A 17,754-nucleotide genomic window follows, 5' to 3' on the forward strand; every position below is an offset into this window, starting at 1 on the left:
GGACCGACTACCGCCGGTAGAGCTCGGTCATCCACCCGTGGGTGTCGGCGAAGGTGCCGCGCTGGATTCCGGTGAGGGTGTCGCGCAGTGCCTGGGTGACCTCGCCGGTCACGCCGTTGCCGATGGTGTAATCCTCGTGGTCGCCCTTGACCCGACCGACCGGCGTGATCACCGCGGCGGTGCCGCAGGCGAAGACCTCGGTGATGTCGCCCGACGCGACACCCTTGCGCAGTTCCTCGGTGGTGATGCGACGCTCCTCCACGGCGAAGCCGGCGTCGGTGGCGAGGGTGAGCAACGAACTCCGGGTGATGCCAGGCAGCAACGATCCGGTGAGTTCCGGCGTCACGAGTCGGGCGTCGGCACCCGATCCGAAGACGAAGAAGAGGTTCATGCCGCCCATCTCCTCGATGTAGCGACGCTCCACCGCGTCGAGCCAGACCACCTGGTCGCAGCCCTGCTCGGTGGCCTGTCGCTGGGCGAGGAAGGCGGCCGCGTAGTTGCCGCCACACTTGGCGAAACCGGTGCCGCCCGGTGCCGCGCGCACGTACTCGGTGCTCAGCCACACGCTGACCGGCTTGATGCCACCGGAGAAGTAGGCGCCCGCGGGCGAGGCGATGACCGAGTAGATGTACTGCGACGACGGCGCATTGACACCGAGACTGGCCTGCGAGGCGAACATGAACGGCCGCAGGTAGAGCGATTCCTCGCCGCCGGAGGCGGGCACCCACTCGTTGTCGGCGTCGAGCAGAGCGCGCAGCGAGCCGATGAAGTCCTCGACCGGCAGCGGCGGCATCGCGAGGCGCGCTGCCGAGGACTGCAGCCGCTCGGCGTTGGCCTCGGGGCGGAAGGCCGCGATCGAACCGTCGGGCTGGCGGTAGGCCTTGAGTCCTTCGAACACCTCTTGGCCGTAATGCAGCACCATCGCCGACGGATCGAGCGCGATCGGGCCGTACGGGGTCACCTTCGCGTTGTGCCACCCGCGGTCCGCGTCGTAGTCGATCATCACCATGTTGTCGGTGAAATGACGACCGAAGCCGGGTGCGGCGAGGATCTCGGCGCGCCGCGTCTCCGACACCGGGTGGGGATGTTCGGTACGGGTGAACTGCAAGGTCATGGCGCCCATCGTACCGCCGGGGCACAACCGAATTCGCGTGCACCCGCGCCCTACGATGAGGACATGCATCGGATCTTCCACACCAGCTTCGCGTCGGTGTACCCGCTCTACGTGGCCAAGGCGGAACGTAAAGGCCGCAGCCGCGCCGAGGTCGACGAGGTCATCGAGTGGCTGACCGGATTCGACGCCGACGATCTCAAGCGGCACATCGACGCCGAAACCACCTTCGAGGATTTCTTCGCCGACGCCCGGCTCAACGCGCACGCAGACCAGATCACCGGCGTCGTGTGCGGCGTCCGGGTGCAGGACATCGACGACCCCCTGATGCAGCAGATCCGCTACCTCGACAAGCTCGTGGACGAGCTGGCCAAGGGCAAGGCGATGGCGAAGATCCTGCGCACCTGACGCCCAGTCAACGAGGCTGCAGGTCAGACGTGGCTGGGCACGAACGGCGGGATGACCACCTCGCAGGGCAGGTCACGGCCGCGGACGTCGACAATCACCTCGTCGCCCTTGCGCACTCCGGAGGAGGTGTCGAGCAGGGCGAGGGCGATGCCCTGTTTGAGAGTCGGCGAGAAGGTACCCGACGTGCACAACCCGATCTGGGCACCACCCGGTCCGGCGAGGACGGTGCAGTCGGCGCGCGGCACACCACGACCGGTGGCCCGCAGCCCGTACAGGCGCCGAACCGGTCCGGCCTCCTTTTCCGCGAGCAGCGCGTCACGCCCGAAGAACTGCGGCTTGTTCCAGCCGACCGCCCAACTCGTCCGTGCCTGCACCGGCGTGATCTCCGTGCTCAGCTCGTGCCCGTGCAGGGCGTAACCCATCTCGGTGCGCAGCGTGTCACGCGCGCCCAGGCCCGCAGCCTGGCCGCCGAGGGCGCGGACGCCGTCGAGCAGGGTGTCGAACACCGGTCCGGCGTCGTCCCAGCGCGGGAGGATCTCGTAACCGCGTTCACCGGTGTACCCGGTGCGGCAGACGCGCACGGGAAACCTGCCGTCGCCGGTGTTGAGGTCGGCGTCGACAAACGCCATGTACTCCATGTCGGCGGGCAGACCCAGTCCCGCCAGCAGTTCCGGGCTGCGCGGGCCCTGCACCGCGAACACGGCAAACTCACGGTGGCGGTCGGTGATCTCCACACCCTGCGGCGCGGCCACCCGGAGCAGTTCGACGACGGACGCCGTGTTGGCGGCATTGGGGATCAAGAACACCTCGTCGCCCGATACGAGGTAAGCGATCAGATCATCGACGACGCCGCCGGACTCGTTGCAGCACAGCGTGTATTGGGCTTTACCCGGGCCGATCTTGGCCAGGTCGTTGGTCAGCGCCGAGTTCACGAAGTCGGCAGCGCCCGGTCCGGAGACCAGCGCCTTGCCGAGATGGCTGACGTCGAAGACGCCGATCTTCTCCCGCACCGCGTTGTGTTCGGCGACCGTGCCGGCGTACGACACCGGCATGTTCCAACCACCGAACTCGGCGAAGGTGGCACCGAGCGCGACGTGACGATCGGCGATGGGACCGGCAAGCAGTTGACTCATGGTGCTCAACTTAACGCCCCGGGACGCCGTAACCCCGAATACCCGGATCACTCCTGAGTTGGTACGAGCGCAGCGTGACACCGCCGCTCTCGTTGCCGCCGACCGTGGTGATCTCGTCGCCGTCGACGCGAACCACGATGTTGGTGTGCTGCCCCATCGGGCTCGGCTTGTCGTAGAGCACGATGTCGCCGGGAGTCGGGCGGTGTCCGGGCGGGCGCAGACGACCGGTGTCGGACAGATGGGCGGTGAGCGTCAGGACACCTGGGATGCGCCACGACCCCGAGTTCGGATTACTCAGCGGCACACCGGCTTCGCGCATCGTCCAACTCACGAAGTCGGCGCACCATGGCTCTCGCACACCGTCGGAGTACGTGGTGCCCGCCGGATTGCGGCGGTACTGTTCGCCGACCACGGTGACGATGCGCGCCCGGACGGGTGAGAGCGTCGGATCGATGGCCGGGAAGTCGGGACGCGCCCCCGGCAGGATCGACGACAGACCCGGCAGCCGGTCGGCAACTGTGCTGACCGTGATCACACCGACGGCGGCGACGACCGACAGGGTGGCGACAATCACGGCGACGGTCGACCGGCGCCGCCTGCTGGCGCGTTCTCGTGTCGCCGTCATGTGTCCCCCGCTTTCTGTGCCCGGCCGTGAAACGTCCACCTTAGTGATCGCCCGACGACAACCGGTCCCGCCACATTGCGGTGTCGTCCACGCGTCCGACCCCTGTGGCAGAGTTGAGCGGGTGAGCAAGAACGACACTGTCGACCGCACCCGCGGCCCCGAACTGGACCTGTCCACCTCGATCGCCAAGGACGACACCGCACTCGTCATCGGCCTGATCAGCGCGCCGTCTTCCGAGGACGACGCCGAACCCACGCTGGTCATCGCCGAAGAACTGCTCGACGATGCACAGGCCGGCGAGATCTCCGCCGCGCTGACGGCCCTGGGCGCCACGGGTTCACACGGCGAGGTCACCAAGATCGCCGCACCGGCATCGCTGCCGGTCGACATCGTGGTCGCGGTCGGCCTCGGCGACACCGCCGACGCAGAGTCCGCCGACAAGATCCGCCAGGCGGCGGGTGTCGCGGTCCGGTCACTCGAAGGGGTCGCTTCGGCCGCCACGACGCTGTCGACGGTGAACCTGCCTGCCGCCGCCGAGGGCCTCTTCCTGGGCGCCTATCGGTTCGACGAATTCCGGTCGGACAAGACGAAACCCAAGAAGTCCCTGCCGGGACAGATCACGCTGATCGTCGACGCCAAGACGAAAGAAGCCAAGACAGAACTCGATCGGGCGGCAACGATCGCCGACTGCGTCGCCATCGCCCGCGACTTCGTCAACACCCCACCGAGCCACCTCTATCCCGAAGAGTTCGCCGCTCGGGCCCGGACGTTGGGCGCCAAGGCCGGTCTCACCGTCGAGATCCTCGACGACACCGAACTCGACGCACAGGGTTACGGCGGGATCATCGGCGTCGGCAAGGGTTCCTCGCGCCTGCCTCGTCTCGTGCGATTGACGCATGCCGGAAAGAAGTCGGCCAAGAAGGTGGCGCTCGTCGGCAAGGGCATCACCTTCGACACCGGCGGCATCTCGATCAAGCCGGCCGCGAACATGGATCAGATGACCTCCGACATGGGCGGAGCGGCCGCGGTCATCGCCGCGACGATCCTCGCCGCCCGACTCGACCTCGACGTGTCCGTCACGGCGACCGTGCCGATGGCCGAGAACATGCCGTCGGGCACTGCCCAACGGCCGGGCGACGTGCTGACCCAATACGGCGGGCGGACGGTCGAGGTGCTCAACACCGACGCCGAGGGACGTCTCGTCCTGGCCGACGCGATCGTGCGCGCCTGTGAGGACGACCCCGACTATCTGATCGACACCGCAACCCTGACCGGCGCGCAAATGGTCGCGCTGGGGACACGCACGCCGGGTGTCATGGGCACCGAGGAGTTCCGCGACCGGGTGGCGGCGCGTTCGGCCGACGTCGGCGAGAACGCGTGGGCGATGCCGCTGCCCGCCGAGCTTCGCGGCGACCTCAAATCCCGCGTCGCCGATCTGGCCAACGTCACCCCGCACCGATGGGGCGGGATGCTCGCCGCCGGACTGTTCCTCAAGGAGTTCGTGCCCGAGAACGTGGCGTGGGCGCACATCGACATCGCCGGCCCCGCATTCAACACCGGCGGCCCCTGGGGCTACACGCCGAAAGGTGGGACCGGCGTGCCGGTCCGGACCATCGCGGCCGTCCTCGAGGACATCAGCAGCAACGGCTGACCTGCGACTGCACCCGCCCGCCGGCCGCACCCGAATCCGCCGGCGCCGGGAGCGAAGCGAGCGGGCCGAGTTCCACCGGCGCCGGGAGCGAAGCGAGCGGGCCGAGTTCCACCGGCGCCGGGAGCGAAGCGAGCGGGCCGAGTTCCATCGGTGTCTCGCCGGGACCGTCACGCCGCGAATGGGATTACGAGCCGAACCGAGTCAGGGCGGGCCGCGACGGGTAGGGTTAGCCGAGGGTGAGCGCTGACCCGCCACCAGCCCCGTGTCCCGACGGCGCACACACCGTCGGCCACCACAACAGCACAGACAACCGTGTCGAGTTCAGGAGTCAACAACGATGGCCTTCTCCGTCCAGATGCCCGCCCTCGGTGAAAGCGTCACTGAGGGAACAGTGACCCGGTGGCTGAAGGAGGAGGGCGACACCGTCGAGGCGGATGAGCCGTTGCTCGAGGTGTCCACGGACAAGGTGGACACCGAGATCCCGGCCCCGACGTCGGGCGTGCTGACCAAGATCATCGCCGCCGAGGACGACGTCGTGGAGGTCGGCGGAGAGCTCGCGCTGATCGGCGATGGCGATGAGGCAGGCGACTCCGGTGACGACTCGTCGGCAGAGGCCGAATCCGAGCCGGAACCAGAGCCCGAGGACGCATCCGACGAAGAACCGGCCGAGAAGTCCGCCGAGGCACCGTCCACCAACACCGACGAGCCTGCTCCCAAACCGAAGGCCGACACCGGTTCGAGTTCGGGCGAGGGCACCGACGTGCTGATGCCCGAACTCGGCGAGTCGGTCACCGAGGGCACCGTCACCAACTGGCTCAAGTCGGTAGGCGACGAGGTCGCCGCCGACGAACCGCTGCTCGAGGTGTCCACCGACAAGGTCGACACCGAGATCCCGTCCCCGGTCGCCGGCACGCTGCTCGAGATCGTCGCCGAAGAGGACGACGTCGTCGAGGTCGGCGGCAAGCTCGCGGTCATCGGCGACGCGTCGGCGGCCAAGTCCGAGCCGGAACCGGAGCCCGAGCCGGAAGGGGCCGAGGCCGAACCTGAGCCGGAACCCGAACCAGAACCAGAGCCAGAACCCGAGCCTGAGCCCGAACCGGCGAAGGCCGAGAAGGCCGAGAGCGCAAGCACTTCCGAGGATCCGCCGACCGTCGAATCGACCCCGTACGTGACACCGCTGGTGCGCAAGCTGGCCGCGGAGAACGACATCGATCTCGACTCGGTCAAGGGCACCGGGGTGGGCGGTCGAATCCGTAAGCAGGACGTCCTCGCCGCCGCCGAGGCCAAGAAGGCTCCCGAACCCGAGCCTGCTCCGTCGGCACCGGCTCCCGCCGCGTCGGCTCCCTCTGCGTCGGCTCCGAGCGCCCCCGCGGCATCGGGCGGCACGTCGTCGGCACCGGAGATCAAGCCGGAGCTGGCCGCCCTGCGTGGGACCACCCAGAAGATCAACCGCATCCGGCAGATCACCGCGAAGAAGACGCGCGAGTCGCTACAGACCAGTGCGCAGCTCACCCAGGTGTTCGAGGTCGACATGACCAAGATCGTCGGACTGCGCAAGGCGGCCAAGGAATCCTTCAAGGCTTCCGAGGGTGTGAACCTGACGTTCCTGCCGTTCATCGCCAAGGCCGTGGTCGAGGCACTGAAGGCGCACCCCAACGTCAACGCGTCGATCGACGAGGACAAGAAGGAGATCACCTACTACGACAAGGTGCATCTCGGCATCGCCGTCGACACCGAGCAGGGGCTGCTCTCACCGGTCATCCACAACGCCGACGACCTGTCGATCGCCGGCTTGGCGCGTGCGATCGCCGACATCGCGGCCCGTGCACGCAAGGGTGCAGGCGGACTCAAGCCCGACGAGCTGGCGGGTGGCACGTTCACCATCACCAACATCGGCAGCCAGGGTGCGTTGTTCGACACCCCGATCCTGGTACCGCCGCAGGCGGCGATGCTCGGCACTGGTGCCATCGTCAAGCGTCCGGTCGTGATCACCGGCGACGACGGTTCGGAGTCGATCGCGGTGCGGTCGATGTCGTTCCTGCCGCTCACCTACGACCACCGACTCATCGACGGCGCCGATGCCGGTCGTTTCCTCACCACTGTGAAGAAGCGCCTGGAGGGTGCGGCCTTCGCCGCCGACCTCGGGCTGTAGATGCGAGTAGCCGTAGCCGGCTCACAAGGGCTGATCGGTTCGGCCCTGGTCACCTCGTTGCGCGCGGCGGGCCACACGGTTGTCCGTCTGGTCCGCCGCGAAGCGCTGTCCGACGACGAGTTCAGCTGGGAACCAGAGACTTTCGGGGTACCGGAGGAGAGCCTGGCCGGTGTCGACGCGGTCGTCAGCCTCGGTGGCGTGGGTATCGGCAACCAGCGCTGGACCGGACGGTTCAAACAGGAACTGCGTGACTCCCGGATCACGCCGACCGAAGTCCTTGCCGAAGCCGTCCGCGACGCCGGTGTCCCCACCTTTGTCAGCGCCAGCGCCACCGGCTTCTACGGCGACACCGGCAGCCACGAGGCGACCGAAACCGATTCGGCCGGAGAAGGATTCCTCGCCGATCTGGTGACCGACTGGGAACGCGCGGCGACCGAGAACGCGGGACCCGACACCCGAGTCGTGCTCCTACGGACCGCGCCGGTGCTCAGCCCGAAGGGCGGCATGCTCGCGAAGCTGCGTCCGATCTTCAAGCTGGGATTGGGCGGTCCGATCGGCGACGGCAAGCAGTACTTCTCGTGGATCAGCCTGGTCGACGAGCTCCGGGCGATCGAGTTCGTGCTCGATTCCTCGATCAGCGGTCCGGTGAACCTGAGCGCTCCCGAGCCGGTGCCGTTCGGCACTTTCGTCTCCGCCCTGGGGCACGCTGTGCACCGGCCCGCGATCCTGCCGGTGCCCGGTTTCCTGGCCCGCGTCGCCGGTGGTGAGATGGCCGAGGAAATGATTCTGATCAGTCAGCGCGTTGTACCGGCTGTGCTCACCGACAACGACTTCACCTTCGACCACCCCGACATCGACACGGCACTGGAGTACACCCGTGCCTGACCGCGTGACCACCAGCGCGGTGACCGGGAGCCGACGGTCGGTGCGCGCCGACGCCGCACCCATCGAGGTCCGGTATCTCGGCACGGTCGACTACCGCGACACCTACGAGCTCCAGCATCGCCTCGCCGACGAGCGCGCGAGCGGTGCGCTCGATCACGATGTCCTGCTGCTGCTCGAGCATCCGTCGACCTACACCGCGGGCAAACGCACCGAGGAGGCCGACCGTCCCTCCGACGGTTCACTCGTGATCGACGTCGACCGCGGTGGTCGGATCACCTGGCATGGTCCCGGACAGCTGGTGGGCTACCCCATCGTCAAGCTCGGCGAACCGCTCGACGTCGTCGACTACGTCCGACGCCTCGAGGCCGCGTTGATCGCGGTATGCGCGACGCTGGGTGTGAGCACCGGCCGCGTCGACGGCAGGTCCGGGGTGTGGGTGCCGGCGCAACCCGCACGCAAACTCGGGCAGATCGGCATCCGGGTGGCCAAAGGCGTTGCGCTGCATGGCTTTGCACTCAACGTCAACCCCGACATGAGCGCCTTCGAGGCGATCGTCCCGTGCGGAATCGCCGATGCCGACGTCACGTCGCTGAGTCTGGAGACCGGACGGACGGTCGCGGTCGCCGACGTGCTCGACGTCGTCGCCGAGGCGGTGAGCGCCGCCCTCGACGGCACGCTCCCCGAGAACTCCGCACCCGATGCGGTGACCCACACGAGCGTAGGATCGGCACGGTGACCGCGTCCCCCACAGCCCCTGACGGCCGCAAGCTCCTGCGCCTCGAGGTCCGCAACGCGCAGACGCCCATCGAACGCAAACCCGAGTGGATTCGCACCCGCGCGACGATGGGACCGGAGTTCACCGAACTCAAGGGCCTGGTCAAACGCGAAGGCCTGCACACCGTGTGCGAGGAAGCCGGCTGCCCCAACATCTACGAATGCTGGGAAGACCGCGAGGCCACCTTCCTCATCGGCGGCGAACAGTGCACTCGACGCTGCGACTTCTGCCAGATCGACACCGGAAAGCCGGCACCGCTCGATCGTGACGAACCGCGCCGCGTCGCGGAGAGCGTGCAGGCCATGGGACTGCGCTATTCGACGATCACCGGCGTCGCCCGCGACGACCTCCCCGACGAGGGCGCCTGGCTCTACGCCGAGACCGTGCGCGCGATCCATCGGCTGAACCCCGGCACCGGTGTGGAGAACCTGATCCCCGACTTCCACGCCAAGCCCGACCTGCTCGACGAGGTCTTCGACGCCCGCCCCGAGGTGCTCGCGCACAACCTCGAAACCGTGCCGCGTATCTTCAAGCGCATCCGGCCGGCGTTCCGCTACGAGCGTTCGCTGGAGGTCATCACCGCCGCCCGCGACTTCGGCCTCGTGACCAAGTCCAACCTGATCCTGGGCATGGGCGAGACGCCGCGTGAGGTGCAGTCGGCCATCATCGACCTGCACGAGGCGGGCTGCGACATCCTCACCATCACCCAGTACCTGCGGCCGTCGGCGCGTCACCATCCGGTGGAACGTTGGGTGAAGCCGGAGGAGTTCGTCGATCACTCCGAGTTCGCGACCGAGATCGGGTTCGCCGGCGTGATGGCCGGTCCGCTGGTTCGCTCGTCGTATCGCGCGGGCCGCCTCTACGCACAGGCCATGGCCCGCCACGGACGGCCCCTCGCACCGGCGATGGCACATCTCGCCGAGGAGGGTTCGGCCAGCCAAGAGGCCTCGAGCCTGATGGCGCGGCTGGCTCGCTGACCTCAGCCGGCGGGAAGGTCCAACCTGTGTCCGACCGGGGTGGCGGCCGGACGTAAGCTGGAGTGCATGGCAAAGGCGCAGTCCAAGGACAAAGAGGCAAAGGCCGCGGCCAAACAGGCCCGCAAGAAGGCATCGAAGGAACGGCGCCAGCAGCTGTGGCAGGCGTTCCAGATGCAGCGCAAGGAGGACAAGCGCCTTCTGCCGTACATGATCGGTCTGTTCGTGCTGATCGTCGCAGTGTTCGTGGCGCTGGGCTTCGTCTTCGGGACCGTATGGCTGTTCGTGCCGCTGGGCGTGGTGCTCGGTCTGCTGGCCGCGTTCATCCTGTTCGGCCGCCGAGTGCAGCGCAGCGTCTACTCCAAGGCCGAGGGCCAGCCCGGTGCCGCGGGGTGGGCGTTGGGCAACATGCGCGGTCAGTGGCGTGTTCAGCAGGCGGTCTCCGGGACCTCCCACCTCGACGCCGTGCACCGCGTCATCGGCAAGCCGGGCGTGATCCTCGTCGCCGAGGGCTCCCCCGCCCGCGTCAAGTCCCTTCTCGCGCAGGAGAAGAAGAAGGCTGCGCGCGTGGTCGGCGACACCCCGATCTACGAGATCGTCGTCGGCAACGACGACGGGCAGGTGCCGCTCTCCAAGCTCGAACGCCACATCAACAAGCTGCCCAAGAACATCGACGGCAAGCGGATGGACACCCTCGAGGGACGACTGTCTGCTCTCGGCTCCAAGGCACCCGGCCCCGGCATGCCGAAGGGCCCGCTCCCGGCGAATGCGAAGATGCGCAGCATGCAGCGCACCGCGCGTCGCCGGAGCTGACCGCCTCCCGCGCCTGGTCTGATCGAGCAGGCCAACCTGACGAGTCGGCGACCAACTCGCGTGGAGGCGGGAAGGGTTGGCGGTTGGGCCGGTGGCCAGGATCGGGCCCCTGACGGTGGTCCTCCGGGTATATCCCGGAAGCGGACGCTGACGGGCCCGATCTCAGTCACCGATCGCCGGTCGCCGCGTTCCTCCGACGGCGACGCCAGGAACATGCGCCCACAAAAAGTCGGGGAAGAAACTTCGTCCCCGACCCTTGGTGTCCTCCCCCAGAAATTTGTGGGGGACGACTGTGAACCTCGGGGAAGAAACTTCTTCCCCTAGATTTTTCGGGCAGGACGCCATCGTGTTTCCCCAGGTCGGAAGGCTGGTCACCCAAACTCTTCGAGTCAGCGACCCACCCGCCGACGTCGTCGGCGATCGTGAAGATGGGAAGAGCCGCGCCGTCTGAAGCGGTCCTCCTCAGGTGCCACCGATGCAAGGTTGCCCTCCCAGGCACGTCACGGCGACCGTTTCAGATGCCAACTCCAGCGGCGACCCGGTCAGGCCAAGGGATGATGCCGCCACCCGTCGGATGTCTGTACGCCCCAGCCCGACAGGTGCACTCTGCAGGGCTCCCACGCACAGATTTCCGCAGTTCAGGAGGACAATAGCTGTGCTCGTCGGATCAGATCAGCGAGTGCGCACCATCGCGGTGCCGGTGGCCCGGTCGTGCAGGGCGCGTCCGTTGTAGTCGTTGATGAGTGCGGGCACCAGGAACACGATGAGCAGCTGTCGAGCGACCGCCCGGATGATTCCGACCGCCGCTGGCTGCGCCTCGCCGGCCGCCTCCGCCGACGCGCGCTCCGGTCCGTGGTCGACACGGGCCACCCGCAGTCCGATCGCGAACTGGCCCGGGGTGAAACCGAAGAGCGTCACGGCGAGTACGCCGATCACGAACCACACGCCGAGGATCGCGGTGCCCATGTTGGGCGAGCCGAATCGCACGAACAGCAACGAGATGCCGCCGGCCAACAGCCAGTCCACGAGCAGTGCCGCCACGCGCGGCCAGCCGCTCGCCAATGACCCGGGACCCGTTTCGGGCAGCCCGAGATCTTGTCCGCGGTACTCGTTGTCGACACCGGCGGCGGGGCCGATCTGAGGTCCCGACAACCACGATCCGGTGGTCCGTCCCACTGCAATCTCCTTCGCCGACTGTTCACCGCCAACTGTTCACCATGGTAATCCCGCTCCGAAAGCGAGGTTCACGCCGGACGCGGGGATCGGAAGGCATAGGGTTGGACCGCACGACGGCTAGCGTTGTAGTGCGTCAAACAGACCGTCCACGTAACACAGGAGAAACACTCCCTTGACCCATGGGCAACGTCGCCTCCATACGGTTCAGGCTGAGATCCGCTGCTGTGTCTCGGTGGCGGATGAGGCGTGTCAGCACCACTGACCACCCGATCACGAAGGAGTCACCGCACGGTGTACAGCAGTAAAGAAGAACTACTCGAGGGCATCAAGAAGGAAGGTGTCGAGTACGTCGACATCCGTTTCTGCGATCTGCCCGGTGTCATGCAGCACTTCTCGATCCCGGCGTCGGCATTCAACGAGGACGTCTTCGAAGAAGGGCTCGCCTTCGACGGCTCGTCCGTCCGCGGCTTCCAGTCGATCGACGAGTCGGACATGATGCTGCTGCCCGACCCGGCAACCGCGCGGATCGATCCCTTCCGCAAGGCCAAGACGATGAACATCAGCTTCTTCGTCCACGACCCGTTCACCCGCGAGGCCTACAGCCGTGACCCGCGCAACGTGGCCCGCAAGGCCGAGGACTACCTCGCCTCCACCGGAATCGCCGACACCTGCTTCTTCGGCGCCGAGGCCGAGTTCTACATCTTCGACTCGGTGTCCTTCGGCTCCGAGATGAACGGCACCTTCTACGAGATCGAGTCGGAGTCGGGCTGGTGGAACACCGCGTCCCCGACCGACCCGGACGGCAGCCCGAACCTCGGCTACAAGGTCCGCCCCAAGGGCGGCTACTTCCCCGTCGCACCGTACGACCACTACGTGGATCTGCGTGACGAGATGTCGACCAACCTGCAGAACGCGGGCTTCATCCTCGAGCGTGGCCACCACGAAGTCGGCACCGGCGGCCAGGCGGAGATCAACTACAAGTTCAACACGCTGCTCCACGCAGCCGACGATGTGCTGCTGTTCAAGTACATCATCAAGAACACCGCCTTCCAGAACGGTAAGACCGTCACCTTCATGCCGAAGCCACTCTTCGGTGACAACGGCTCGGGTATGCACGCCCACCAGTCGCTGTGGAAGGACGGCAAGCCGCTGTTCCACGACGAGGCCGGCTACGCGGGTCTGTCGGATCTGGCGCGCTACTACATCGGCGGCATCTTGCACCACGCGCCGTCGCTGCTGGCGTTCACCAACCCGACGATCAACTCCTACAAGCGCCTGGTGCCCGGCTACGAGGCCCCGATCAACCTGGTCTACAGCCAGCGCAACCGGTCCGCCTGCGTGCGTATCCCGATCACCGGCAACAACCCGAAGGCCAAGCGCCTCGAGTTCCGTTGCCCGGACAGCTCGGGCAACCCGTACCTCGCGTTCGCGGCCATGATGATGGCCGGCCTCGACGGCATCAAGAACAAGATCGAGCCGCACGAGCCCGTCGACAAGGACCTCTACGAGCTCCCGCCGGAGGAGGCCAAGGGCATCCCGCAGGCCCCGACGTCGCTCGCCGCGGTCATCGACAAGCTCGAAGAGGACCACGAATACCTCACCGCCGGTGGCGTGTTCACCGAGGACCTCATCGAGACCTGGATCGCGCTGAAGCGTGAGAACGAGATCGAGCCGGTGCAGATCCGTCCGCACCCGTACGAGTTCGCTCTGTACTACGACGTCTGATCGTCTCCGACGAGGCGACGTCTGATCGTCTCCGACGAGGCGACGTCTGATCGTCTCCGACGAGGCGACGTCTGATCGTCTCTTCTGACAAGTCCACCCATCCGGTCCGCCGGGCGGGTGGACTTGTCATTTGCGGGGGGATTCGCCGGGGCCACTCGACATGTGCCCGAGAAACCCGACGTGGCACACTCACCCGGTGACCAACCCGTACGACCCACGCAATCCGCACGGCCGACAGCCCGGTGCACCCGGTGCCTACGACCCGACGGCGCAGTGGCCCGTGGGTGGTGTTCCGCCGAATCAGGGTCGCCCGGCCCAGCATCAGAACCCACAGCATCAGAAACCACAGCATCAAAACCCACAGCATCAAAACCCGCAGCATCAGAATCCGCCGCATCACACACAGCAGTTCCCGGGCGTAAACCCCTACGGTGCGTACGGCCCGCCGAACCAGCCACCGAGTGGACCTGGGTGGCCGCCCAGCGGACCGGCCTGGCCGGTCGCTCCCCAGAGTGGGCCGCCCAAGAAGAGCGGATCGACCGCGCTCATCGTCGGCGGGATCGCCATCGCCACCGTGGTCGTCATCGTCATCGCTGTGGTCGCGGGCATTCTGATGAATCGAAGCGACGACGACAACTCGACACATGCGGCCGCGGCGGTCTCGTCGTCGCGGGCCAGCATGACCACGTCGCCCGACACCACCACCACAACGACAACCACCACAACAACGACGACGACCACAACGACTCCGGTTCCCGTGAACTACTACGGCGCCATCGCGATCTCGCGCGACACCGGCCACTGGGGGTACGCCGTCGACGCCGCATCGCAACGTCAAGCGAACATCGCTGCGCTCAAGTACTGCGTCGTGTCGACCTGCGCGACCGTCGTCGAGTTCCGCAACGCATGCGGGGCACTCGCACAGTCACAGGAGAACTCGTACTGGGGCTGGGGCTGGGCGCCCACCCGACAGGGCGCGATCAGCACGGCCATCTCGTACGTCAAGGGCGGCTCGCCGAAGGTCCTCGTCTCGACATGCACACGCAACGTGCAGGGTTGACGGCGGATCCGACACCACCGCATGGGCGAAACGCACGTCACAACGTGATCTCGAACACGAAATGGACTTAATACCCTGCCGACTCACAACCAGGCGTTTTACCGTATTTGACATGACCCGCACGAGATACGTCGAAGACCTAGCCCCCGGCGACCGGATCAGCATCGATGGTGCCGACAGGGTCGTCCGCACGACCACCCGCCGCGACGACGATCAGTTCCTCGTCGAACTCGTAGCCGCCGCCGACGCCGCAACCGAGGTGCTCCTGCACCGCGGCTCCAAGGTCGAGGTCGTCTGACAGACGTCACCGAGCGCGCCGGCGGTCGTCACCAAGACAACCGCCGGCGCGCTCGTTGTGTCACTGGAACTCCGCCGCCCGGCTACGGTCGCCACCGACGGCGAGGTCGTCATCATTTTCCGGCACGCGGTCCCGCGATGAACGCAGACCCCAAAGCGCGACCATCGCAGTGAACGTGAGGACGGCGGCGCCGGCCCAAGCGGCGGCACTCAACCCGTCGACGAAGGCGCTGCGAGCCGCGTCGACGAGCGCATCGGCGCGCTCGATCGGGAGGCGTTGCGCGGTCGCGAGCGCACCGGCCAACGTCCCGGGCCCCCCATCCCCGAACCGACTGGCGATATCCATCCGGAACACCACATTGACGATGCTGCCGAGCACCGCGATGCCGAGTGCTCCGCCGAGTTCGCTGGTGGTCTCCAGCAATCCCGACGTGGCGCCGGCCCGCTCGGCGGGTGCAACGCCCACCACGTAGTCGGCGATCATCGACGTTGCCGCGACCACTCCGGCAGCCAGCAACGTGGCGCCGGCCAGTACCGGCAGCAGTGTGTCGGTGCCCGTCATGGCGGCGAGCACCACGAAACCGGACGCGCCGACGAGTAGTCCGGTGACGATCACGGCCGGACGACCGATCCGGTTGGCGACGACCGCTGCCAACGGGGCGGTCGCGCCCACCACCACCGTGGGTGCAAGGCTCCACAACGCCGCGCGCAACGGCGAATAGCCGAGCACCGACTGCAGATACTGGGTCATCAGGATCGAGTTCCCGAGCATCGCGAACATACACACGAGATTCACGGTCATCGATGTCGCAAACCGGCGCTCCCCCAACAGAACAACGTCGACGAGTGGATCCGCCAATCGTCGCTGCCGCCACACGAATACCGCGCCGACCGCGACGCCGACACCGAGCGTGATCAGCCGAGACGCCGACCATCCCTGCGCGGCAACCGATTTGATCGCATCGACCACCGGCAGGATTGCGGCCAGCGCCAGCAGAGCGCTCACCAGGTCGACTCGTCGGCCTGGTACGGCCGTGTGCCCGGGCAGCAACGCCGGCGCCACGACGAGAAGCAACGCCATGACGGGGATGTTGATGAGAAACACCGACCCCCACCAGAAGTGTTCGAGCAGCACGCCGCTGATGATCGGGCCGAGGGCGACACCACCGGCGAGGACCGCATTCCACGTGGCAATAGCCTTACGGCGCTCGTCAGGATCATCGAAGAGATGTCGGATCATCGCCAGCGTCGAGGGCATCAGGGTCGCCCCGGCGATCGCCAGCAGGGCCCGGGCGCCGATCAGCATCTCCGCGCTCGTCGCGAAGGCCGCCAGTGCCGAAGCGGCGCCGAATCCCGCGGCGCCGATCATCAGTAACTTTCGGTGGCCGATGCGGTCGGCCACCGAACCCATCGTAAGCAACAGACCGGCCAGCACGAATCCGTAGACGTCGAAGATCCAGAGCTGCTGGTCGGCCGTGGGGTCGAGGTCGGCCGCGATGTAGGGAACCGCGAAGAACAGCACCGAGACGTCCATCGACACGATGAGCATCGGAAGACACAGGGCGCTGAGACCCCACCAGGGAGAACGTGTGGTCATGACAAACTCCTCATCTGTGTACGTAGTAGACTGTTTATTGCATACGCAGATGCTAGAACCTATCTGTTTACACCGCAAGCAGTAAGTAGGATGTCGCCCATGAGCCCCCGACCGACCGATCCCACGCCGTCAGACGCACACCCCCCGCTACCTCGGTACCTGGCGGCGTTGTGGGGCCGAGCCGACGACACACCGCGCCGCGGGCCCAAACCAACCCTGTCCATCCGGGAGATCGGCCGCGCAGCCGTTGCGATCGCCGACGAACGCGGCTGGGAATCGGTGTCCATGAAGGCGATTGCCCAGTCGCTGGGTATGACCACCATGTCGCTCTACCGCTACGTCGAGAGCAAGGACGACATCATCGACGCGATGGTCGACGAGGCATACGGCCGCGCAGACCGGGCCGTTCTCGACGAGGCGACCTGGCAGGGCCGGATCACCGCGTGGGCGCATGCCGTGACCGAGCGGATGCGACAACGCCCCTGGCTCGCCGCGATCCCGCTCCCCCGACCACCCTTGGGCCCGAATGCCTTGTCCTGGACCGACACCGGCGTGCGGACATTCGACGGAACGGCACTGCGCGGCCAACAGAAGATGAACGCGCTGCTACTCGTCGACGGATTCGTCCGCCAGCACGTGCGGCAGTCCAGCCAGATGGGGATGCTGGGTACGATCCCCGACGGTCCGCCCTACGAGTCGATGCTCCTCACCCTGACAACCCCCAACACCCACCCGGGCATATCCGCCGCCCTCGCCGACATGCCGGACGGCGATATAACAAGCGACGAGGAGACCGACTTCTTCACCGAGCAGTTGGACTTCGGATTGTCGGTGATCGTCGACGGCCTCTCCGCGCTGCTCGACCACTGACACGACCCGGTCACGCAGTACGGAGATCAGCCACTGCGGTGTCGGCAAACCCCTACGATGAGTACATGATCCGACTCATCATCCGCACTGTCGTCTACCTCGTCTCGGCGGCGATAGGCCTACTCGTCGCGTCGGCCGTACTCGATGATTTCCACCTGCACGCCGGTGGCTTCCTGGTCGCAGTCGTCGTGTTCTCGGCCGCACAACTCATCCTCGGTCCGTTCATCTTCAAGGTCGTGCGCAACAACGCGGAGGCCTTCGTCGGCGGGGTCGGACTCGTCTCGACATTCGTCGCACTGCTGATCGCCTACTTCGTCGGCGACGGCCTCGACATCACCGGGGCGTCGACCTGGATCGCGGGCACCGTGATCGTGTGGCTGGTCACCGCGATCGCCACCATGCTCCTGCCGTTCCTGCTGGCGAAGGCCGGCGTCAAGCACGCCCGCGAGGAGAAGGAGCAGACCGCCGGCTGAGGGTGAAACCGAAAGCCCCCCTCCAGCGG

General features: G+C 66.9%; 18 protein-coding genes. 12 read left to right on the plus strand and 6 right to left on the minus strand.

Annotation, left to right across the window (positions count from 1 at the left end; genetic code table 11):
* Window positions 1-7 precede the first annotated feature (7 nt).
* Window positions 8-1,114, minus strand: a complete 1,107-nt coding sequence (locus tag ACWDTF_RS10140; protein ID WP_240860517.1) for a branched-chain amino acid aminotransferase — start codon at window positions 1,112-1,114, stop codon at window positions 8-10.
* Window positions 1,115-1,177: 63 nt separating this feature from the next.
* On the opposite strand from ACWDTF_RS10140, the gene ACWDTF_RS10145 reads away from it, so the two are divergent.
* Complete coding sequence (locus ACWDTF_RS10145) at window positions 1,178-1,519, plus strand: DUF2200 domain-containing protein (RefSeq protein WP_240860516.1); 342 nt, start codon at window positions 1,178-1,180, stop codon at window positions 1,517-1,519.
* A gap of 23 nt (window positions 1,520-1,542) precedes the next feature.
* On the opposite strand, the gene gcvT is transcribed toward ACWDTF_RS10145, so the two are convergent.
* Together gcvT and ACWDTF_RS10155 are read right to left on the minus strand one after the other, a co-directional pair.
* Window positions 1,543-2,652, minus strand: coding sequence for a glycine cleavage system aminomethyltransferase GcvT (gcvT, locus tag ACWDTF_RS10150; RefSeq protein WP_449754340.1), 1,110 nt, complete (start codon window positions 2,650-2,652; stop codon window positions 1,543-1,545).
* Window positions 2,653-2,662: 10 nt separating this feature from the next.
* Entirely contained in the window at window positions 2,663-3,277 is a 615-nt protein-coding gene (locus tag ACWDTF_RS10155) for a CHAP domain-containing protein (RefSeq protein ID WP_240860513.1), read from the minus strand.
* Window positions 3,278-3,398: 121 nt separating this feature from the next.
* Between ACWDTF_RS10155 and ACWDTF_RS10160 the strand changes: the two genes are divergently transcribed.
* From ACWDTF_RS10160 to ACWDTF_RS10185, 6 genes are all read left to right on the plus strand, one after another.
* The gene (locus ACWDTF_RS10160) at window positions 3,399-4,928 is read left to right on the plus strand and encodes a leucyl aminopeptidase (RefSeq protein ID WP_355277805.1); all 1,530 of its coding nucleotides are present in this window, start codon (window positions 3,399-3,401) and stop codon (window positions 4,926-4,928) included.
* Between the two features lie 337 nt (window positions 4,929-5,265).
* Complete coding sequence (gene sucB, locus ACWDTF_RS10165) at window positions 5,266-7,080, plus strand: 2-oxoglutarate dehydrogenase, E2 component, dihydrolipoamide succinyltransferase (protein ID WP_355277807.1); 1,815 nt, start codon at window positions 5,266-5,268, stop codon at window positions 7,078-7,080.
* Window positions 7,081-7,965 (plus strand): TIGR01777 family oxidoreductase, encoded by an 885-nt coding sequence (locus tag ACWDTF_RS10170; protein ID WP_355277810.1) that lies wholly within the window; start codon window positions 7,081-7,083, stop codon window positions 7,963-7,965.
* On the plus strand, window positions 7,958-8,701 hold the full coding sequence (gene lipB / locus ACWDTF_RS10175; protein ID WP_355277813.1) for a lipoyl(octanoyl) transferase LipB: 744 nt from the start codon (window positions 7,958-7,960) through the stop codon (window positions 8,699-8,701). The genes ACWDTF_RS10170 and lipB overlap by 8 nt, the downstream gene beginning before the upstream one ends.
* A complete protein-coding gene (gene lipA, locus ACWDTF_RS10180) occupies window positions 8,698-9,717 on the plus strand; it encodes a lipoyl synthase (protein ID WP_240860504.1) in 1,020 nt (339 codons plus the stop codon). The genes lipB and lipA overlap by 4 nt, the downstream gene beginning before the upstream one ends.
* Before the next feature lie 66 nt (window positions 9,718-9,783).
* On the plus strand, window positions 9,784-10,527 hold the full coding sequence (locus ACWDTF_RS10185; RefSeq protein WP_240860501.1) for a DUF4191 domain-containing protein: 744 nt from the start codon (window positions 9,784-9,786) through the stop codon (window positions 10,525-10,527).
* 672 nt (window positions 10,528-11,199) lie between these two features.
* On the opposite strand, the gene ACWDTF_RS10190 is transcribed toward ACWDTF_RS10185, so the two are convergent.
* Window positions 11,200-11,703: an RDD family protein gene (locus tag ACWDTF_RS10190; protein ID WP_240860499.1), complete on the minus strand. Its 504-nt coding sequence runs from the start codon at window positions 11,701-11,703 to the stop codon at window positions 11,200-11,202.
* A gap of 291 nt (window positions 11,704-11,994) precedes the next feature.
* On the opposite strand from ACWDTF_RS10190, the gene glnA reads away from it, so the two are divergent.
* The gene (gene glnA, locus ACWDTF_RS10195) at window positions 11,995-13,428 is read left to right on the plus strand and encodes a type I glutamate--ammonia ligase (RefSeq protein ID WP_240860497.1); all 1,434 of its coding nucleotides are present in this window, start codon (window positions 11,995-11,997) and stop codon (window positions 13,426-13,428) included.
* Between the two features lie 426 nt (window positions 13,429-13,854).
* On the opposite strand, the gene ACWDTF_RS10200 is transcribed toward glnA, so the two are convergent.
* The gene (locus ACWDTF_RS10200) at window positions 13,855-14,037 is read right to left on the minus strand and encodes a hypothetical protein (RefSeq protein WP_355277818.1); all 183 of its coding nucleotides are present in this window, start codon (window positions 14,035-14,037) and stop codon (window positions 13,855-13,857) included.
* Between the two features lie 4 nt (window positions 14,038-14,041).
* Between ACWDTF_RS10200 and ACWDTF_RS10205 the strand changes: the two genes are divergently transcribed.
* A complete protein-coding gene (locus ACWDTF_RS10205; RefSeq protein ID WP_355277820.1) occupies window positions 14,042-14,488 on the plus strand; it encodes a DUF4189 domain-containing protein in 447 nt (148 codons plus the stop codon).
* Window positions 14,489-14,600: 112 nt separating this feature from the next.
* Window positions 14,601-14,786: a hypothetical protein gene (locus tag ACWDTF_RS10210; RefSeq protein ID WP_240860492.1), complete on the plus strand. Its 186-nt coding sequence runs from the start codon at window positions 14,601-14,603 to the stop codon at window positions 14,784-14,786.
* A gap of 60 nt (window positions 14,787-14,846) precedes the next feature.
* On the opposite strand, the gene ACWDTF_RS10215 is transcribed toward ACWDTF_RS10210, so the two are convergent.
* Window positions 14,847-16,382, minus strand: coding sequence for an MFS transporter (locus ACWDTF_RS10215; RefSeq protein ID WP_355277822.1), 1,536 nt, complete (start codon window positions 16,380-16,382; stop codon window positions 14,847-14,849).
* Between the two features lie 99 nt (window positions 16,383-16,481).
* Here ACWDTF_RS10215 and ACWDTF_RS10220 point away from each other — a divergent pair, with 99 nt between their 5' ends.
* Window positions 16,482-17,252 (plus strand): TetR/AcrR family transcriptional regulator, encoded by a 771-nt coding sequence (locus ACWDTF_RS10220; RefSeq protein WP_355277824.1) that lies wholly within the window; start codon window positions 16,482-16,484, stop codon window positions 17,250-17,252.
* A gap of 65 nt (window positions 17,253-17,317) precedes the next feature.
* On the plus strand, window positions 17,318-17,725 hold the full coding sequence (locus ACWDTF_RS10225) for a hypothetical protein (RefSeq protein WP_355277826.1): 408 nt from the start codon (window positions 17,318-17,320) through the stop codon (window positions 17,723-17,725).
* Window positions 17,726-17,754 lie beyond the last annotated feature (29 nt).

It is taken from the genome of Gordonia sp. NPDC003422, assembly GCF_053588675.1.